The following is a 15,516-nucleotide window of genomic DNA, read 5'->3' on the forward strand; positions in this document are numbered from 1 at the left end:
GTACATATTAAAAAAACCCTATGGGACATATGCTACGCCACAGCCCATAAATTTGGGAGTGGCCTGGGGCGGGGGCCCCCGCCCCCCCGGGCCCCCACGGCAACCGCGATCAGAAAGGGCAACACAGACAGCTGTGCACACGACACCAGCTCTGCACAGGAGACAGATCGACCACACGACGTCGCACAAGCTGCAGGAAAGACATGGCTCGTGTCACGCTAGCAGTGGACACCGGGCCGCGCTAAGACATGGGCGATGATTCCGAAGAATCGTCATCCGACCGTTTTGCCCCGTCCATCGGCATGATCTCCGCAAGGGTCGCGAACACCGCGGCCCGCGTGGGTGGGGCGCCGCTGGCCCGGCGGACCTCCCGGCCGCCCGCGTCGAGGACGAGCACCGTCGGGGTGCGTCGTACTCCGAGGGCACGGACCAGCTCGAGATGCGCCTCCGCGTCCACCTCCAGATGCCGGACGCCGGGCACGACCTCGGCGACCCCGGCCAGCACGCGCCGCGTCACGCGGCAGGGTGCGCAGAACGCGGTGGAGAACTGCAACAGGGTCGCCCGCTCGCCCAGCGTCTCGCCCAGCGCGGCGATCTCGGCGCCCCGCGCGGGAGCGAGCCCCTCCTGCCCGGGTGCGGCTCCCGCTGCGGGCGCGGACGGCACCGACATGTCCACCGCAGTCTCCTTCTGCTCGCCGGACCCGACACCGAGCCGCCCGTCGGAGGGCACGCCGAACCCACTGGACCGCCGCGACCGAGCCGACCGGGCCACGCGGAACCGGCCGTCCCGAACGCGGGTCGTGACACCCAGCGCGGTCGCCAGCGCGACCGCGCTCAGCAGCACCCACAGACCCGTCACGGTTCGTCCAAGCGTCGCGGGTCGGCCGGTGTTCCCGCGGTGGTTCTGGAACGGCTCACACCTGTTCGAACGGTCGGGCCCGCACCGATGACTCGGCGCCGGTGACCCGGCCGACGACGTTGGGATCCAGGACGACGTTCTGACCGGCGGCGCCGAAGACGATCCGATCGGACCGGACGGTCGCGGAGGTGAGTCGGAGGTTGAACGGCAGACCCACCACCGGCACCCGCACGGTCAACAGCTGGCTGATCGCCGGACTCAGCGACGCGCCCACCGGAGCCGTCAGCTCACGAGGGGTGAACGTGATCTCCGTCGGGGCAACACTGATGTCGGCCGTGCCGACCGCGTCGACGGTGGCGCCCAGGACGTCCAGCGAACCGGAGACGCGGATGCCCGTCCCCGCCGACCCGACCTCGACGGCCGATCCCTGGCTGCGCAGATAGGCGTTGAGATCGGTGAAGGTCAGTTCCACCTGGGCGGTGAGGCGGTCGACCGGGATCCGCCGCACATCGCCGTGCACCACGTCCCCGGGCGGCACGTGCGCACCGACGAGCTCGGCATGCACCCGATCCACCCGCAGGCCCTGCTCGACCTGGCCACGTACGTCCACCCGCACGTCCCGGTAGTTGCCACGCCACACCTGGGTGAGGAACGGGAATCCCCCCAGCGACACGTCCGGCCTCGCGGCCAGGCCCTCACTGCGCTGTGCCTGGGCGGCGATCAGGCCGGCAACCACCCGCGGGGTGATCCGGTCGATGGCGAGCAGCAGCGCGAGCAGCACCACCACGAGGACGGCGACCACCCGCACTCCCCGGCCGGGTCGGCTGGCGCTCATCCGGGCAGATGCCGCCCGACGAGATACACCAGCGGAGCGGCGCAGGCCAGCGGCACCACCGCGCCCAGCAGAGCACCGGTCACCACCGTGCCGCTCGGTCGGCTCGTCCCAGCAGCACCCTCGACCTGGATGACACCGCCGGGATGGACCGCACCGACCGACCGGCCGTCGCGGGAGCGGATGAGGACCAGATCCACCAACCCGGCCGTGACCGCGCCCGCGGCGGCGGCGGCGAGGCCGGCAACGGTGGACAGGCCACTCGGGTTGAGGGCGCCAAAGCCCGCGCCGGCGGCACCCGCGACGAGTGCACCGATCGGGCCGGCCACCGGCGGCGGCAGCCCCGCCCAGCCGCCCAACCGCCCCACCGCGACCACCACGGCGACGCCGAGCAGGCCGGCGATGACCACCATGTCCGCCGGCTGGTCCCCGCTGTGCCCGGCGCGCAGCGCGAGATACCCGGTCAGCAACAGGCCGAGAACGATCCCGCTCAATCCCGTGACCAGTTCGGCGCTGACCCGGGCAGACGACGGAACACCCGCGGCAGCGGGCACTGGCGGGGCGGGAGCGGACGGCGCGGGGGCGGACGGAGCGCGCAGTGTCACGGCCCGGCGCAGTCCGAGCTGGTAGAGGATGACGGCGGCGACGCCGGTGCCGCCGACCCCGACGATCGCGTGGTACGGGTGGCCATGCGTCAGCGACAGGCTGAGGTCACCCAGCAGGGCCCAGCCGGCGATGAGCACGGTGGTGCCCGGTGAAGCACGCAGCGTGCGCGACCAGGCCCAGGCGAGCGCGAGCTGCAGGACGGCGACAACCACGGCAAGCGCCCAGGTGGCCAATGCCGCGGCGGTGATCGCGAGGCCGGCGACGAACACCACGGCACCGGGCACCGCCAGCGAGCCCGCTCCGTTCGGCCGTGCCGGGGTGACCACACCGGATCCGAGATCGCCAGCACTCACGCCGCCATGCTGTCACGTCCGGGCCGGCACCGTGGTGGCGGACCTCAGCCGCCGGCGAAGGGCGGCAGGACCTCGACGACGGCCCCGGCGGGCAGGATCAGGGTAGCCGGGTCGCGTTGCCCGACGGGCTGCTCGTCCACCAGATAGGAGCAGCGCCGCAGCAGTCCGGGCAGGATTCCGCCGTACCGGGCCGCGATCGCACCCTGTACGTCCGCGAGAGTGATCGCGGCAAGCGTCTCCTCGCTGATGCCGGCCGCCTCCCGCGCCGCCGCCCAGTAGCGGACCGTGACCAGTTCTCGGGTCGAACCCGGTCCGTCCGTCATGACCACCGTCCATCACGGGCGGTAGCGAATCTGGCCGGGCTGCCAGCGAGGTCGACCAGCCGGGCCCCGATGCGGTCCAGCAGGCCAGGCGACAGTCCCGCCTCGGCATGCCCGAACTCGGGCTCGATCCAGACCTGCGCATGACCCCCGGCCGCCACGCCGAGAGCGTACGGATGCGCCAGGGTGAAATACCGGTCCCGGCATCCGTGCACGATCAACAATGGGGTCGGCGCAATGGCACCAACCAGCTCCAACGGGGACAGCGGGAGCGGCACAAAAGCGCCCGAATCGATACGCACCCGTAACGCCGCTCGCGCCACCATCCGGCCGGTGGGAGACTCGGCGAACCAATGGATTCGCCGCATCGGCGCGGTATCCCGAACGAACCAGCGACTTCCCGCACTCACGCTGACCACAGCATCGGGCGGATGCCTGAGACGGCGTCCGTGACAGAGCGTACCAGTTTTTGCCAATCCGGCATGACGCAGGACCGCCATCCCGCCCATCGACCAGCCGACGGTGACAACGCGCAGGTAGCCGAGGGTGCGGGCCGCTCCGACCGCAGCATCGACATCGAACACCTCGCGATCGCCGAACGTGCACAGACCAGTTGATCGTCCGTGACCGCGCAGGTCCATGACCTGCACTCCTACATATTTTCGCAAACCTTCCGACACACGGCGTAACAAGGGGTGAGTCATCGAGCCAGCGAAGCCGTGGACCACCACGGCCGCCAGGTCACGTGACTCTCCGTGCTGGTCCGGAATTTTTGGATCATGCCTGGTGGCAAGGATCTCAGAATCTGCGGTGGGTAGTGGCCGGTAGACGGTAGGAGCGCAGTAGGGCACTCGGCTATCCTCCCCACATACCGGCCTTCGTTTCATGCCCATGACGGTCGTGCGACGCCCAGCGCCGGACATAGAGTTGCTCATCGGGTCGACGCTGCCCCAACCACACACCACTGGAGGAGTCGTCTTGAGCGTCGTCCTTTTGCTCACCAACGCCCCCGGTCCCTCCGCCGAGTCGTTTCCGTCACTTGGGTTGCTCACCCACACGGTGCGGGTCGCTCCCCTGGAGGCCAGCGCCCTGCTGGATGCGCCTCCCGTCGACGTGATCGTGGTGGACGGGCGCCGCGAACTGGTCATCGCCCGGGGCCTGTGCCGGCTGTTGCGCACCACCGGGCTGACCACTCCGCTACTCGCGCTGGTCACCGAAGGTGGACTTGCCGCGGTGTCGGCCGACTGGGGTGTCGACGACGTCGTGCTTGACTCCGCCGGTCCCGCCGAGGTCGAGGCCCGGTTGCGACTGGCCATCGGTCGGGTCGCTGCCGCCGGCGGCACCGCCGAGGCCGGTGTCATCCGGTCCGGCGACCTCTCCGTGGATGAGACCACCTACTCGGCGAAGCTGCGGGGTCGTCCACTCGAGCTCACGTTCAAGGAGTTCGAGCTGCTCAAGTACCTGGCGCAGCACCCCGGCCGGGTCTTCACCCGGGCGCAGCTGCTGCAGGAGGTCTGGGGCTACGACTACTACGGCGGTACCCGCACGGTGGACGTGCACGTCCGCCGGCTGCGGGCGAAGCTCGGCCCCGAGCACGAGGCCATGATCGGCACAGTTCGTCACGTCGGTTACAAGTTCGTGGCACCGTCGATCACTCCCCTTGCGGACGGGCCCGCCGGCGGCCGGGTCGACCGCGACGACGCCCGCACTCCCGAACGGGTCTAGGCCCTCGGGCCGACCCGGCCGGTCAGGCAGCCCGCTGCCGACCCGGCCGGTCGGGCTGCGCACAGCACCGGCCCGGGCGGGGACACCGCCCGCCGCCCCGCCCGTCGCGGGCGCGGCTCGCCACACCGGATCCACGGATCATGCGACATCCGGCCCGGGCACCTCGTACGGTCGGGTGGTGACCTCCCCGACCCCGCAACCGTCGGCAGCTACGCCGGTGAACGCACAGCAGGACGGTCTGTGGCCGGGTAGCCGGCAGCCGGACTGGCATCCCACCCTCAGCGGCGCGGACGTCGACGACATCGAGAGCCTGCTCGCCGCGGCGGAGCGAGCCGACGGAAGCGGGCCGATATCCGAGGATGTCCGGTTGACGTTGCGCCCGGGTCTTGCGGTGGGCGGGGGCCATCACCTGCTCGCCCGGCTGCCAGCCGCGTCGGTGGACGACCTCTCACCGCCCGGTCCACTCGGTGCGGTTGCCCCGGCCGACCCGGACGAATCGATGATCATCGGCTACGCACACCTGGGTGGGTCGCCGGCCAGCCGGCAGGCCGAGGCCGTGGTCCATCCCGCGCACCGCCGCCAAGGTGTGGGCCGGGCGCTGGTCACGGCTCTGCGGGACGCCTGCGCCGCCTCGTCCGCGGAGCTCGACATCTGGGCGCACGGAGATCTTCCCGGTGCGGCGGCCCTCGCCGGCCCGCTCGGCTTCGTCCGCACCCGGGTGCTGTTCCAACTGCGTCGCCCGCTGGGTGAGCCGTTGCCGCCACCGGTGCTGCCCGCCGGGATCACCGTGCGGCCCTTCGAGCCCGGTCGGGACGACCAGGCGTGGCTCACGGTCAACGCCGCCGCCTTCGCCGACCACCCCGAACAGGGCCGCTGGACGGCGGACGACCTGGCCAGACGCCAGCAGGAACCGTGGTTCGACCCACGTGGCTTCTTTGTCGCCGAGCGGGACCGACAGCTGATCGGCTTTCACTGGACGAAAGTCCATGCGCTCGACCCGACACCCCCGCCGGATGTCCCGCCCGCCCAGGTCGGCCCGGTCGGCGAGGTCTACGTCGTCGGCGTACTGCCCGGTTCCGGCGGGGCGGGCCTCGGTCGGGCACTCACCCTGATCGGCCTGCACCATCTGCGGGCGCAGGGCCTGCCCACCGTCGCGCTGTACGTCGACGAGGACAACGATCGCGCGGTGCGAATGTACACCGGGCTCGGTTTCACCGAGCATGCGCGGGACGTGTCCTATCACTGGGACGGCCAGGTTCACCCGGGCGGCCAGGTTCACCGGAGCGGCTAGGTCCACCAGAAGGGCTCTGGTCGCTGGGCGGAGTCCGGTTGCCTGGCGGACTCGGGTTGCTGCGGGTGGTCGGGGTCACAGGGCTGGTCAGGAGCTGCGGCGCCCCGTCAGCCCCGGCGCGACGGCCGCCGGGTTGCCATCGTCAACATCGATGACCGTGCTCAGGTTGGTGATGTGCAGCAGCCGGTGGGTGTCCTCGTTGAGATGACGCAGCGCCAGCCGGCCACCGGCCGAACGCTGACGCTGATGGGCGAACAGGATCACCGCGAGGCCCTGCGAATCCAGGAAGCTGACCTCGGCCAGGTCGACAACGATGTCCCTGACTCCAGCGACCCGGGCATCGAGCAGGGACTCCCGCAGCGGATCCAACGAGGAATAGTCGATGTCGCCCACAGGGTGCACGACAATCGTGTCACTTCCGGTCACCTCGACCCGCACACGTGGTTCCATGGCTCCGCCCGACCGGATGGCATGGGCACTGCGGGAAACAGGCCGGACCGTTCCCACTGCGCGTCGCGCTCTTGTCAAGCGCGATGGAGCCGACGTACCCCGACCGCTCCACTCCCACACCCGCCAGATTCACACCGGAGCGCGGCCTGTCTCACATCACCGCTCCTGCGCGCCCATCCCCGCCTCCCGCTTCTCCCCGCCCGGCGGGATGGGATGACATGTTGCCCGATGAGAACGTCCTCGTATGGACATCAACCCGCCCTGGTCCCGCGGTGGCGCTGCTTCCGCTGACGTCGTCACGTTCCTGTGCCGCTCGGACGGTGCTGCCGTCTCGGTCGGCCCGCTGCCCGGTGGTCCGCCGGGATCCGGCGCCGTGCTGGTCGGCCTCGGCGTCCGGCTGCCCGGTGCATCGCCCGCCCGGCTGCGGCTCACGCCCGACGAGGCCGGGCGCCTCGCCGGTCTGCTCACTGACGTGGTCGAAGGCGGCGCCAGTGCCGCCCCAGATCACGTGCCGGACGGCGCCTGGCCCGAGCCGGCGGCCGGCGCCCGCAGTGATGCGGTCGCGGGCTCGCGGTACGTGGTCGTGGCGCCGGAGGGAGCCGCGGTGACCGAGTTGTGGCCGGCGCTGGCAGCGGTGCCGCCGGGCGCCCGGCTCGTCGATTTCTCCTCGGATGCCGACGTCGTGCTCGTCTTCGCTCTGGACGATCCGCGTTGGCCAGTCCGGCCAGTCGAAGCCGACTCGGCGTCGGATCGGGAGGAGACACCGGGCAGGTGAGCCCGGCGGCGGTGCCACCGACCACCCGGCCGGCTAGCCGCGCAGCACCTCGATTCCCGAGATCACTGCCAGCACCAGGAACGCCGCTGCGGCGATCCGGGTGATCACGGAGATCGGCAGGATCCGCAGCAGTCCGCGCCCGCCAGCGATGCCGAGCGCGGCGACCGTCCACAGGCCCAGCAGAGCTCCCAGCCAGACGCTCACCGGCGAGTCGAAACGGGCGGCGAGGTTGGCCGTGGTGATCTGGGTGAGGTCGCCGAGTTCGGCAAGGAACACAACGCCGAACGCGGTGACCGCCACCCGTCGGAAGGTGGCCGTGCGCCGTCGCCGGCTGGCGTGCCATCGGCGCGAGCCTGACCCGCGGCACTGCCGTCCTCGTGCTGCCCGTCCTCGTCGCGGCCCTCCCGGAGCACCAGCACGGCACCCAGCAGGAACAGCACCATCGTGATCGCATCGACAAGGCGGCCTGGCAGGTGGGAGAAGGCACTACCGGCCGCGACGGCCACCGTGACATGCACAAGGAAGGCGGAGGCCACCCCGATCCACACATAGATCGGCCGGAATCGGCTGCCCAGGACCAGGCTCGCGACCATCGTCTTGTCAGGAAGTTCGGCGAGGAAGATGACGCCGAAAGTGACCAGAACCACGGTGATACTCACGCCGGAACCTCTCGTAAGGCCGGGTCGTGAGCGGGGGCACGCCTTCGACCCGGCATGACTGCCGTGTCGAAGGTCTCGCCCACCCGGCCGCGAAGCGGCCGGGCCCGGGCGCCGGGAACCCGTGAGCCAGCCCTTGGTGGGCTGGCAACGGGCGCCAGTATGTCGACGCACGGGCCGATGTGCGCTCCGCCGGCCAGGCGGACCATCGCGGTCTCGCGGCCGTCAGAGGCAGGCACTCGACGGGGCTACTCCCCTTCAGGGATGAAGGCTACCCGCTCGACGGATGTGGTGCATCACCTCACGTTCCCGCCACCTGGTCATTCAGACGGCACACGGAAGGACACGCCACCACACCGGCCATGCGCGTGGACATCACGCATTGCAGCACTAAATTTACGTGAAGTGATGGACGATCTGGTCTCTTCCGAGTTCGGCGCGGCCGGTGATCCGGCCCCGGCGCCGATGGCGCTCGCCCGCGAGGCCACCGATCTCCGTCCGGTGATCAACGCCACGGGGGTGCTGCTGCACGGGGCCCTCGGCCGCGCGCCCCTGTCGGCAGCGGCCCGCGCCGCTGTCGACCTGGCCGCCGGCACGATCGACCTGGAGTTCGACCTGACCACCGGCCGGCGGCACCGCCGCGGTCACAGCGTGCTCGCTGCCCTGGCTACCGCGGTGCCGGCCGCGGCGGCGGTGCACATCGTCAACAACGAGGCGGCGGGGCTCGTCCTCGCGGTGTCGGCGCTGGCAGCGGGGCGGGAAGTGATCGTCAGCCGCGGTGAGCTCGGCGAGACCACCGACGGTCTGCGCCTGCCGGACCTGCTGGCAGCCACCGGCGCCCGGCTTCGTGAGGTCGGCACCACCAACCGCACCACCCTCGGTGACTACGCGCGGGCGATTGGCCCGCAGACCGGTGTCGTGCTGCGGATTCACAGCGCCGGCTATCAGGTGGTCGGGTTCACCGATCGGCCCGCCCTGAGCGATCTCGCCGAACTGTGCGCCGATCTCGGGGTCGCGCTGCTCGGCGACAGCGGGTCCGGGCTGCTGCACCCCGAGCCCCGCCTGCCCGACGAACCGGATGTCACCACCTGGCTGGACCAGGGCGTGACCGTGGTGCTCGCCGGCGGCGACCGGCTGCTCGGCGGCCCGCAGTGCGGCCTGCTGTTCGGCCACACCGGTCTGATCGACCGGATTCGGCGCCATCCGTCGTCCCCCGCCTATCAGGCCGGCAAGCTCACCCTCGCCGCGCTGGAAGCAACGCTGCGCCATGATCCGCCGGTGCGTCAGGCGCTGCGAGCCCGCCCCGAACACCTCGTGACCCGGGCCGAACGGCTAGCCCGGTGGCTGCGCCATGCCGGGGTTGCCGCGTCCGCCGTGGCCAGCCGTGCGTACATCGACGAAACCGTCGGTGCCCATGGTCTGCGCGGCGGCGAGCTGCCGAGCGCCGCGGTGGCCGTTGACTCGATCATCGCGATTCCGTTGCGCGACGGTGAGCCCGCCGTCCTCGGCCAGGTCGAGCAGGGCTGCTGTCTGCTGGATCTGCGCGCCGTGCCGGCCGAACTCGATCCGGTGCTCGGCGCCGCCGTGCTCGCGGCGGCCACGGCGATCGGGGCCACGGCGCTCACCGATCCACCAACCGCCCCCCAGGCCCTGGCACCGCTTCTCTCGGGGAGCGCACCGGCCGGCCCGGGGCCGGTTCAGCTCGACCGTCCGATCCACAGGGAAGCCGCCGTCGCCGTCGCGCCACCGGTGAACGATCTGGCCGTGGGCCCCACCCGGTTGCTGACCCGGCTGCCGACCGAACCGGAACGGACGTTCGAGACTGACCCGCTCGGTGCCGAGCTTCCGGCCCGCATGGTGGAGACAGCCGACATGGACACGGTCGAGTCCGCGACGATCCCGCGCGTCCCCGGCCCGGCCCGGGCCGGCCCGGCCCATCCGGCACCCCACGAACGACTCTCCCACCAGCAGGCACCACACCACTACGCGTCGAGTTCGCCACACCCGCCGGCACCGGACCGGCAGGCGCCATGAGGCCGATCCGGCTGCTGGACCAGCCCGTCGTCCTGGATTTGCTACGCCGACTGTCCGCCGTCGGTGGCGGGGCCGTGCTGCTGTGTTACGGGCTGGTTCATCTACTGGTCTGGCCGGGTGCGCCGACCGGCACGCCGGGCGAACGCTACCGCTGGAACGGTGACACCCATCTGCTCAGCTGGCTACCCACGGCCGTCGGGTGGTCGGTCGCCGCGATCCTGCTCTCGGCGACCGTACTGGGGTACACCGCCGCCGCCGCCGGGCTCGTCGGCCTGCCGGGGCTGCGCGGGCATCATCTCGGCGCCACGGCGGCAGCCTGTGCCACCTCTCTCGGGCTGTACGCGGTGACCTGGCCCGGCCTGGAACCAACCCCCACCGATTTCAGCGCCGGCCCGGTGATCAGCGGACTGCTGCTGGCCTGCGTCCTTGCGACCGCCTGGGCGCGGCACTACCCGCCGTCGGTCGGCGGACCGTCCGGCCGTTCGGACGGCCGGGGCGCCGACCGGACGGGATCGGCCGCCGCGCCCTGGACGATCCCCGAGCGGCGCACGGGGTCCGAGCCGCGGGTCGTCAGGCCGTCCAGTTCGCGGACCAGGTTGAGTCGGGCTGACGGTTCCCACCGGCGCCGCGCCCACCCCGTGGAGTAGAGCGGCCCGTCGAGCAGGTGCCGCAGCGCCGCGGCCCGGCCCCGGCGCCACTGCCCGTCGTCAAGTCCGCCGTACTCCCGGCGCACCCGGCGGACGTACAGGTCGTAGCCGGCCGGCCCCCGCGCGAGGACGCGCAGATCCGCGTCGTTGACCAGGGCCTCGTCCCGGCTGCGCGACCCATGGGACGCAGTGGCGAGCACCAGGCGGGCCACCGCGGCGCCGACCACCCGGGGGCAGCCCAGCTCAGCCAGGATCCGGCTGGCGAGGTCCGCTGAGCGCCGCTCGTTGTCGGTGAGCTCGGGGTCGTACACCGCGTCGTGGAAGTACACCGCGAGGGTGCAGGCGGGAGCCAGCTCCTTGTCGCTGGCCTGCTGCTCGGCCGTCAGAAGCACCCGGAGCGCGGCCGTCGTCTCCGCGATGTGACGCAGGGTGTGATAGTGACGACCGGGTTGCTGGTAGCAGCGGGCGAGATCGACGAAGGCCCGCACCCGTTCGCCGACATCGGCCGCGACACCCGCGCCGACCAGCGCATCATCGAAAAGCCGAGCCAGCGGAGTACGCGGCCCGGCCAGGGCAGCCTCCCGGACGATGTTCACATTCCCTCCCATCCACCCTCGCCTTCCCGGCCTCGCGCCGGTCCAAGCACCCTCGCATGCCCGACCCGGCCCGGCCAGACCCGACGCCACCGGAACAACCCGGACCGACCAGGTCCGATCCGGCGCAAGCCGATCCGATCCATCCGATCCATCCGATCCGCCCGACCCGATCAGGCCACCCCGACATTTGCCATTGTCGAACACATGTGCGATTTTTGGGCGATGGAAGTGCAGATCATGATCGATGGACAGCCCTTCCCGCTACCCCCGGGCACCGAGCCGGACGAACTTCGCCGCCGGATCGCCCAGGCGGTCTTTCGCTGCGAGGTCGAGCAGCTTCACCTGGCCGACGGCCGCACGCTGCTGGTCAACTGGCGCTCCATCCGCCTCATCGAGGTCCGGGTCGTCCGACCGGAACCACCATCCACCTAATGGAACAAAAACCAAAAAAACGTTCAAACTTCACCAAAGGTTCATATCGGTGCAGCCGCTGACCGATAGGCGTTGCTCTCCCGTTCGCCGTAATCGCCACCCATAGAGATGATTAGGTGCCAGTTGTGCACCAGGTGGAATTATTGTGATCTTTGTGGGATGGATGGTGCGCCCGGCCCACTTCCTGCAGCATTCAGGGAGCCTCTCATGATCGGGTACGACTATTCGGTCGCAATCCTCGGCAGCGGCATCGCTGGATCGGCGCTGGCGAACATCCTCGCCCGCCATGGCCACAGCGTGGTGCTGGTCGACAGCGGCAGCCACCCCCGCTTCGCCCTGGGGGAATCAACGATCGGCGAAACGACCTATCTTCTCAAACTTCTGGCCGAGCGCTTCGACGTACCCGAACTCGCCCACGTCAGCAGCTTCGAAGCAGTACGCTCGAGCGTCACCTCGGCCTGCGGCGTCAAGCGCAACTTCGGTTTTGTCTACCACCGCGACGGGTGCGTCCAGGACCCCGCGGAGGTGACCCAGTGCAGCGTCGCGGAGTTTCCGAACGGCCCGGAGATGCACATGCATCGCCAGGACATCGACTCCTATCTCTTCTATACCGCCGTTCGCTACGGGGCGGTACCCCGCCAACGGACGACGGTCGAACGGGTGGAGTTCACCGCTGACGCGGCGACCCTCACCACCCGTTCCGGGGAGACGCTTCGCGTGCGGTATGTCGTCGACGCATCGGGCCGTAATTCCGTGCTGGCGAACACGTTCGGCCTGCGGGAGGATCCGTGCCGGTTCCGCACGAACTCCCGTACGCTGTTCACCCACATGGTCGGGGTGACGCCGTTCGACGACGTCACCACGCCCAGCGGCCAGCCCACCCGCTGGCACCAGGGCACTCTGCACCACATCTTCGACGGTGGTTGGCTGTGGGTGATCCCGTTCGACAACCACCGCTGCGCCACCAATCCGCTGTGCAGCGTCGGGCTCAACCTCGACGACCAGCGCTTCCCCCGTGAGCCGGGCCGCACCGCGGATGACGAATGGGCCGCCTTCCTCGATCGTTTTCCGAGCGTGGCGCGGCAGTTCGCCGCCGCCCGCCCGGCCTGGAACTGGGTGTCCACCGGGCGCACCCAGTACTCCACCAGCCGCACCGTCGGCGACCGGTGGGCGATGATGAGTCACGCCGCCGGCGCGATCGACGCATTGTTCTCCCGGGGTATGGCCAACACGATGCAGGTGATCTACGCCTTCGTTCCGACCCTGCTGGCCGCGCTCGAGGACGGCGACCTGTCCGCCGAGCGCTTCGCCTATCTCGACACGCTCAACCAGACCATCCTCGACGTCAACGACCAGCTCGTCCACGGTTCGTATGTGTCGTTTCGGGATTTCGACCTGTGGCGGGCCTGGTCGAAGGTCTGGTTCATGGCCTGGAACATGGGCATCGCCCGGATCACCGGCACCTACTTCGGCTATCTGGAAAAGGGCGACCGCGCGCTGTTCGACAACCTGCTCGACGCCCCGCATCCGGGCACCTTCTGCCCGGACCTCCCGGAGTTCCAGCCACTGTTCGCCGCGCTGTCCGCCGTGATGGTCGACGTCGAACAGGAACGCCTGACCCCGTCGGCGGCGGTCAAGCGCCTGGCCGGGCTGCTCGGCGGGGCGGCGTTCCTACCGACACCGTTGCGACTCGGCGACGTGCTGCGCCGCTGGCACGACGGTTCCTTCGAAGCCCAGCGCCAGATGTACGAATGGGGTCGCAGCAGCTCGCCGGCCTCGATGCGGCGCTGGTACGACTATGACCTCGACACGCTGCTGGCCCGCACCGGCGGGACGCCGACGTCGGTGAGCTACTGACGTCGATGGGCCGCTGAGGCGGACGAACTCCTGACGCCGGGGTCTGCGCCGGTGGGTAGCCGGCGCAGACCCCGTGCTGGCGCGCCAATTCCAGCACCGGTACTGTTGCGGAAATAGATGCCCGCTCGGCCGCAGGGCAGAGCGGTGGAGGGAGCTCCTCACCATGGCCACGCCCGATGTCGGTAAGCCGGCACCCGAGATCACCCTGCCCGGCCTCGTCGTCTCCGACGGCGAACGCCGCGACGAGCAGTACTCCCTGACGGCCCAGCGTGGCCATCCGGTCGTGCTCGCCTTCTACCCCGGCGACAACACCGCCGTCTGCACCAAGCAGATGTGCTCCTACGCCGCCGGCATCGAGCTGTTCCGCAGCCTCGGCGCGCCGGTGTGGGGCATCAGCCCGCAGGGCCTGGACAGCCACGAGTCCTTCGCCCGCGACCACGGGCTCAGCTTTCCCCTGCTGGCCGACACGTCCCGTGAGGCCGCGAAGACGTACGGCATCGCCATCGCCGGTCTCGGGCTGCGCCGTTCGGTCTTCCTGATCGACGCCGACGGAGTCCTGCGCTGGAAGCAGGTCGGTCTGGTCGGGCTGACCTATGCGGACGTCGACACGATCACCGAGCAGATCCGCAAACTCTGACGGCCCGAACCGGCCCGCGGGCGTCGGCGCTACCATCTGTTTTGCTTCCCCGATAGCACTGGGGCGCAATACCGGTAGGACGCGATACCGCCCATACGCGGTACCGGTGGGACCCGGAGGGGACTTCGTGAAAACCCGCTCGGCCTTCACCTCCCACGCCTGCGTGCCCCGCGGCGGTCCACCGGCCGAGGTTCCATCGGGTCCGCCACGGGTTTTCGGGCCGCCCGTCCCGATCCCCGTCGGCGCGGGGCGGGCCGCCATGGATGCGCTGCTGGCCGGGCTGACGTTTCACCGCTTCGATATCGCCGTCGCCGACCTCGAGGCGGCCCGGGAGTTCTACACCGTCGCTCTCGGCGTCGAGGTGTGGCAGTCCCGGGCGTTGGCTGGCACCGTGTGGCGGCGGGGGCAGGCCGTCCCCTTGGCGGGCACGCTGGTGGCCGAGGGCACGCTCGGCTCGGGGTTCGTCCGACTGGTCGAGCCGGCCGCCGGCCACACGGTGGCCCGTGAGGCGCTCGAGCGGCGCGGCGAGGGGCTGTTCGCCATCGGTTACCAGGTGGACGACCCGGTAACCGCCCTGGGCGCCGCCCTGGCTGCGGGGACGGCCGTCGAGCAGCTCGGGCCCGACCCGGTCCACCCGGCGGAGATCTACCTCGACGGTGGCTCCGGTCTGCTCTTCGGTCTGCTGCACCGGGATGCATCGGCCCTGGTCTGACCACGAATCGCGGTCTGACCACGAATCGCGCCGGTGGACTTGTGCCGGGCGCCCGAAAAATGTCATCATCAATACAGGCCGCCCGGCACCCCCCGAGCTGGGCGGCCTCTTTGCTGTCCGCAGCCTCGTCCGGTGCCCGCAGCCGCCCGTTGGCCGCAAGCTCAGCGCAGCAGCACGACCACCGTCAGCAGAATGCCGACCAGGGTCGTCCCAATGGCTACGAAGGTCGCGATCCGGCCGCGGCCGCTGCCCCGGCGCCAGGCCAACGCGCCGCATCCGACCGCGATCAGCCCGGCCAGCGGAAAGAACAGGCCAAGCACCGCAAAGGTGAAGGCAATGATCCACAATGCGCGCGCATCCGGTAGTTCGTCATCCGGTTCGAGCGACACGTCGTCCTGCCAGTCGCCGTCACCATCCGTGTACGGATCATCGTGGGCGGTCGCGGCTTCCTCGACCACGGGCGGGCTCGGGTCGGGTCCGTCTCCCGCCGGCTGCGAAACCGTTGCCCCGGAATCGGCATGGGTCTCGGCGGTGGCCTTGGTCATCGCACACTCCTCCTGGACGCCATGTCGGCGATCTCCGCGACGGCGCTCGCACCGCACGTAGGTGGTATTTCCCGGTCCCGGTTCCGGGGCTTACTCAGAGCCTGACGTAGTTTGTGCCCGCTGTCGCGGTTCCACGCGAGAAGCGGATCGAGCAGGGGCCACGATCACCCGAAGGCGCTATCGCATGTG

The 15,516-nt window shown here is 70.5% G+C and carries 18 protein-coding genes; 8 read left to right on the forward strand and 10 right to left on the reverse strand.

The window, feature by feature from the left end:
- Positions 1 to 241 precede the first annotated feature (241 nt).
- The 5 genes from ND747_RS17635 to ND747_RS17655 are packed head-to-tail and all read right to left on the reverse strand — an operon-like array spanning position 242 to position 3,821.
- Entirely contained in the window at positions 242 to 859 is a 618-nt protein-coding gene (locus tag ND747_RS17635; RefSeq protein ID WP_251734703.1) for a thioredoxin family protein, read from the reverse strand.
- Between the two features lie 55 nt (positions 860 to 914).
- Complete coding sequence (locus ND747_RS17640; protein WP_251734704.1) at positions 915 to 1,694, reverse strand: DUF2993 domain-containing protein; 780 nt, start codon at positions 1,692 to 1,694, stop codon at positions 915 to 917.
- A complete protein-coding gene (locus tag ND747_RS17645; RefSeq protein WP_251734705.1) occupies positions 1,691 to 2,650 on the reverse strand; it encodes a hypothetical protein in 960 nt (319 codons plus the stop codon). Before ND747_RS17645 ends, ND747_RS17640 begins: the two co-directional genes overlap by 4 nt.
- Before the next feature lie 44 nt (positions 2,651 to 2,694).
- Positions 2,695 to 2,973, reverse strand: a complete 279-nt coding sequence (locus ND747_RS17650) for a MoaD/ThiS family protein (protein ID WP_251734706.1) — start codon at positions 2,971 to 2,973, stop codon at positions 2,695 to 2,697.
- Entirely contained in the window at positions 2,970 to 3,821 is an 852-nt protein-coding gene (locus ND747_RS17655) for an alpha/beta fold hydrolase (RefSeq protein WP_251734707.1), read from the reverse strand. Before ND747_RS17655 ends, ND747_RS17650 begins: the two co-directional genes overlap by 4 nt.
- A gap of 127 nt (positions 3,822 to 3,948) precedes the next feature.
- On the opposite strand from ND747_RS17655, the gene ND747_RS17660 reads away from it, so the two are divergent.
- Both ND747_RS17660 and mshD read left to right on the forward strand, forming a co-directional pair.
- On the forward strand, positions 3,949 to 4,695 hold the full coding sequence (locus tag ND747_RS17660) for a response regulator transcription factor (RefSeq protein ID WP_251734708.1): 747 nt from the start codon (positions 3,949 to 3,951) through the stop codon (positions 4,693 to 4,695).
- 217 nt (positions 4,696 to 4,912) lie between these two features.
- A complete protein-coding gene (gene mshD, locus ND747_RS17665; RefSeq protein WP_251734709.1) occupies positions 4,913 to 5,986 on the forward strand; it encodes a mycothiol synthase in 1,074 nt (357 codons plus the stop codon).
- Between the two features lie 87 nt (positions 5,987 to 6,073).
- Here the strand turns inward: mshD and ND747_RS17670 are convergent, their stop codons facing one another.
- A complete protein-coding gene (locus tag ND747_RS17670) occupies positions 6,074 to 6,436 on the reverse strand; it encodes an STAS domain-containing protein (RefSeq protein ID WP_251734710.1) in 363 nt (120 codons plus the stop codon).
- A 244-nt stretch (positions 6,437 to 6,680) separates the two neighbouring features.
- Here ND747_RS17670 and ND747_RS17675 point away from each other — a divergent pair, with 244 nt between their 5' ends.
- The gene (locus tag ND747_RS17675; RefSeq protein ID WP_251734711.1) at positions 6,681 to 7,211 is read left to right on the forward strand and encodes a hypothetical protein; all 531 of its coding nucleotides are present in this window, start codon (positions 6,681 to 6,683) and stop codon (positions 7,209 to 7,211) included.
- 33 nt (positions 7,212 to 7,244) lie between these two features.
- On the opposite strand, the gene ND747_RS29835 is transcribed toward ND747_RS17675, so the two are convergent.
- Both ND747_RS29835 and ND747_RS29840 read right to left on the reverse strand, forming a co-directional pair.
- Positions 7,245 to 7,511, reverse strand: coding sequence for a TMEM165/GDT1 family protein (locus tag ND747_RS29835; protein ID WP_308204648.1), 267 nt, complete (start codon positions 7,509 to 7,511; stop codon positions 7,245 to 7,247).
- On the reverse strand, positions 7,412 to 7,804 hold the full coding sequence (locus ND747_RS29840) for a TMEM165/GDT1 family protein (RefSeq protein WP_308204652.1): 393 nt from the start codon (positions 7,802 to 7,804) through the stop codon (positions 7,412 to 7,414). Before ND747_RS29840 ends, ND747_RS29835 begins: the two co-directional genes overlap by 100 nt.
- A 471-nt stretch (positions 7,805 to 8,275) precedes the next feature.
- Between ND747_RS29840 and selA the strand changes: the two genes are divergently transcribed.
- On the forward strand, positions 8,276 to 9,901 hold the full coding sequence (selA, locus tag ND747_RS17685; protein ID WP_251734712.1) for an L-seryl-tRNA(Sec) selenium transferase: 1,626 nt from the start codon (positions 8,276 to 8,278) through the stop codon (positions 9,899 to 9,901).
- Positions 9,902 to 10,349: 448 nt separating this feature from the next.
- Here selA and ND747_RS17690 read toward each other — a convergent pair whose 3' ends face one another.
- The gene (locus tag ND747_RS17690) at positions 10,350 to 11,156 is read right to left on the reverse strand and encodes a hypothetical protein (RefSeq protein WP_251734713.1); all 807 of its coding nucleotides are present in this window, start codon (positions 11,154 to 11,156) and stop codon (positions 10,350 to 10,352) included.
- Positions 11,157 to 11,381: 225 nt separating this feature from the next.
- On the opposite strand from ND747_RS17690, the gene ND747_RS17695 reads away from it, so the two are divergent.
- From ND747_RS17695 to ND747_RS17710, 4 genes are all read left to right on the forward strand, one after another.
- On the forward strand, positions 11,382 to 11,576 hold the full coding sequence (locus tag ND747_RS17695; protein ID WP_251734714.1) for a hypothetical protein: 195 nt from the start codon (positions 11,382 to 11,384) through the stop codon (positions 11,574 to 11,576).
- A gap of 207 nt (positions 11,577 to 11,783) precedes the next feature.
- A complete protein-coding gene (locus ND747_RS17700) occupies positions 11,784 to 13,433 on the forward strand; it encodes an NAD(P)/FAD-dependent oxidoreductase (RefSeq protein WP_251734715.1) in 1,650 nt (549 codons plus the stop codon).
- 163 nt (positions 13,434 to 13,596) lie between these two features.
- Positions 13,597 to 14,070, forward strand: coding sequence for a peroxiredoxin (locus tag ND747_RS17705; protein ID WP_251734716.1), 474 nt, complete (start codon positions 13,597 to 13,599; stop codon positions 14,068 to 14,070).
- 127 nt (positions 14,071 to 14,197) lie between these two features.
- Positions 14,198 to 14,782 carry a VOC family protein gene (locus ND747_RS17710; protein ID WP_251734717.1) on the forward strand — a complete coding sequence of 195 codons (585 nt, stop codon included), beginning with the start codon at positions 14,198 to 14,200 and terminating at the stop codon, positions 14,780 to 14,782.
- A gap of 161 nt (positions 14,783 to 14,943) precedes the next feature.
- On the opposite strand, the gene ND747_RS17715 is transcribed toward ND747_RS17710, so the two are convergent.
- On the reverse strand, positions 14,944 to 15,327 hold the full coding sequence (locus ND747_RS17715; RefSeq protein ID WP_251734718.1) for a hypothetical protein: 384 nt from the start codon (positions 15,325 to 15,327) through the stop codon (positions 14,944 to 14,946).
- Between the last annotated feature and the right edge of the window lie 189 nt (positions 15,328 to 15,516).

The sequence above is a fragment of the Frankia sp. R82 genome (assembly GCF_023716925.1).
Lineage (GTDB): Bacteria > Actinomycetota > Actinomycetes > Frankiales > Frankiaceae > Frankia.

Coding starts and splice junctions, on each gene's coding strand:
- ND747_RS17640 (WP_251734704.1), bottom strand. CDS start 1,694: ATGAGCGCCAGCCGACCCGGCCGGGGAGTGCGGGTGGTCGCCGTCCTC.
- ND747_RS17650 (WP_251734706.1), bottom strand. CDS start 2,973: ATGACGGACGGACCGGGTTCGACCCGAGAACTGGTCACGGTCCGCTAC.
- ND747_RS17670 (WP_251734710.1), bottom strand. CDS start 6,436: ATGGAACCACGTGTGCGGGTCGAGGTGACCGGAAGTGACACGATTGTC.
- ND747_RS17675 (WP_251734711.1), top strand. CDS start 6,681: ATGGACATCAACCCGCCCTGGTCCCGCGGTGGCGCTGCTTCCGCTGAC.
- ND747_RS29840 (WP_308204652.1), bottom strand. CDS start 7,804: ATGGTCGCGAGCCTGGTCCTGGGCAGCCGATTCCGGCCGATCTATGTG.
- selA (WP_251734712.1), top strand. CDS start 8,276: ATGGACGATCTGGTCTCTTCCGAGTTCGGCGCGGCCGGTGATCCGGCC.
- ND747_RS17690 (WP_251734713.1), bottom strand. CDS start 11,156: ATGGGAGGGAATGTGAACATCGTCCGGGAGGCTGCCCTGGCCGGGCCG.
- ND747_RS17695 (WP_251734714.1), top strand. CDS start 11,382: ATGATCGATGGACAGCCCTTCCCGCTACCCCCGGGCACCGAGCCGGAC.
- ND747_RS17700 (WP_251734715.1), top strand. CDS start 11,784: ATGATCGGGTACGACTATTCGGTCGCAATCCTCGGCAGCGGCATCGCT.
- ND747_RS17705 (WP_251734716.1), top strand. CDS start 13,597: ATGGCCACGCCCGATGTCGGTAAGCCGGCACCCGAGATCACCCTGCCC.
- ND747_RS17715 (WP_251734718.1), bottom strand. CDS start 15,327: ATGACCAAGGCCACCGCCGAGACCCATGCCGATTCCGGGGCAACGGTT.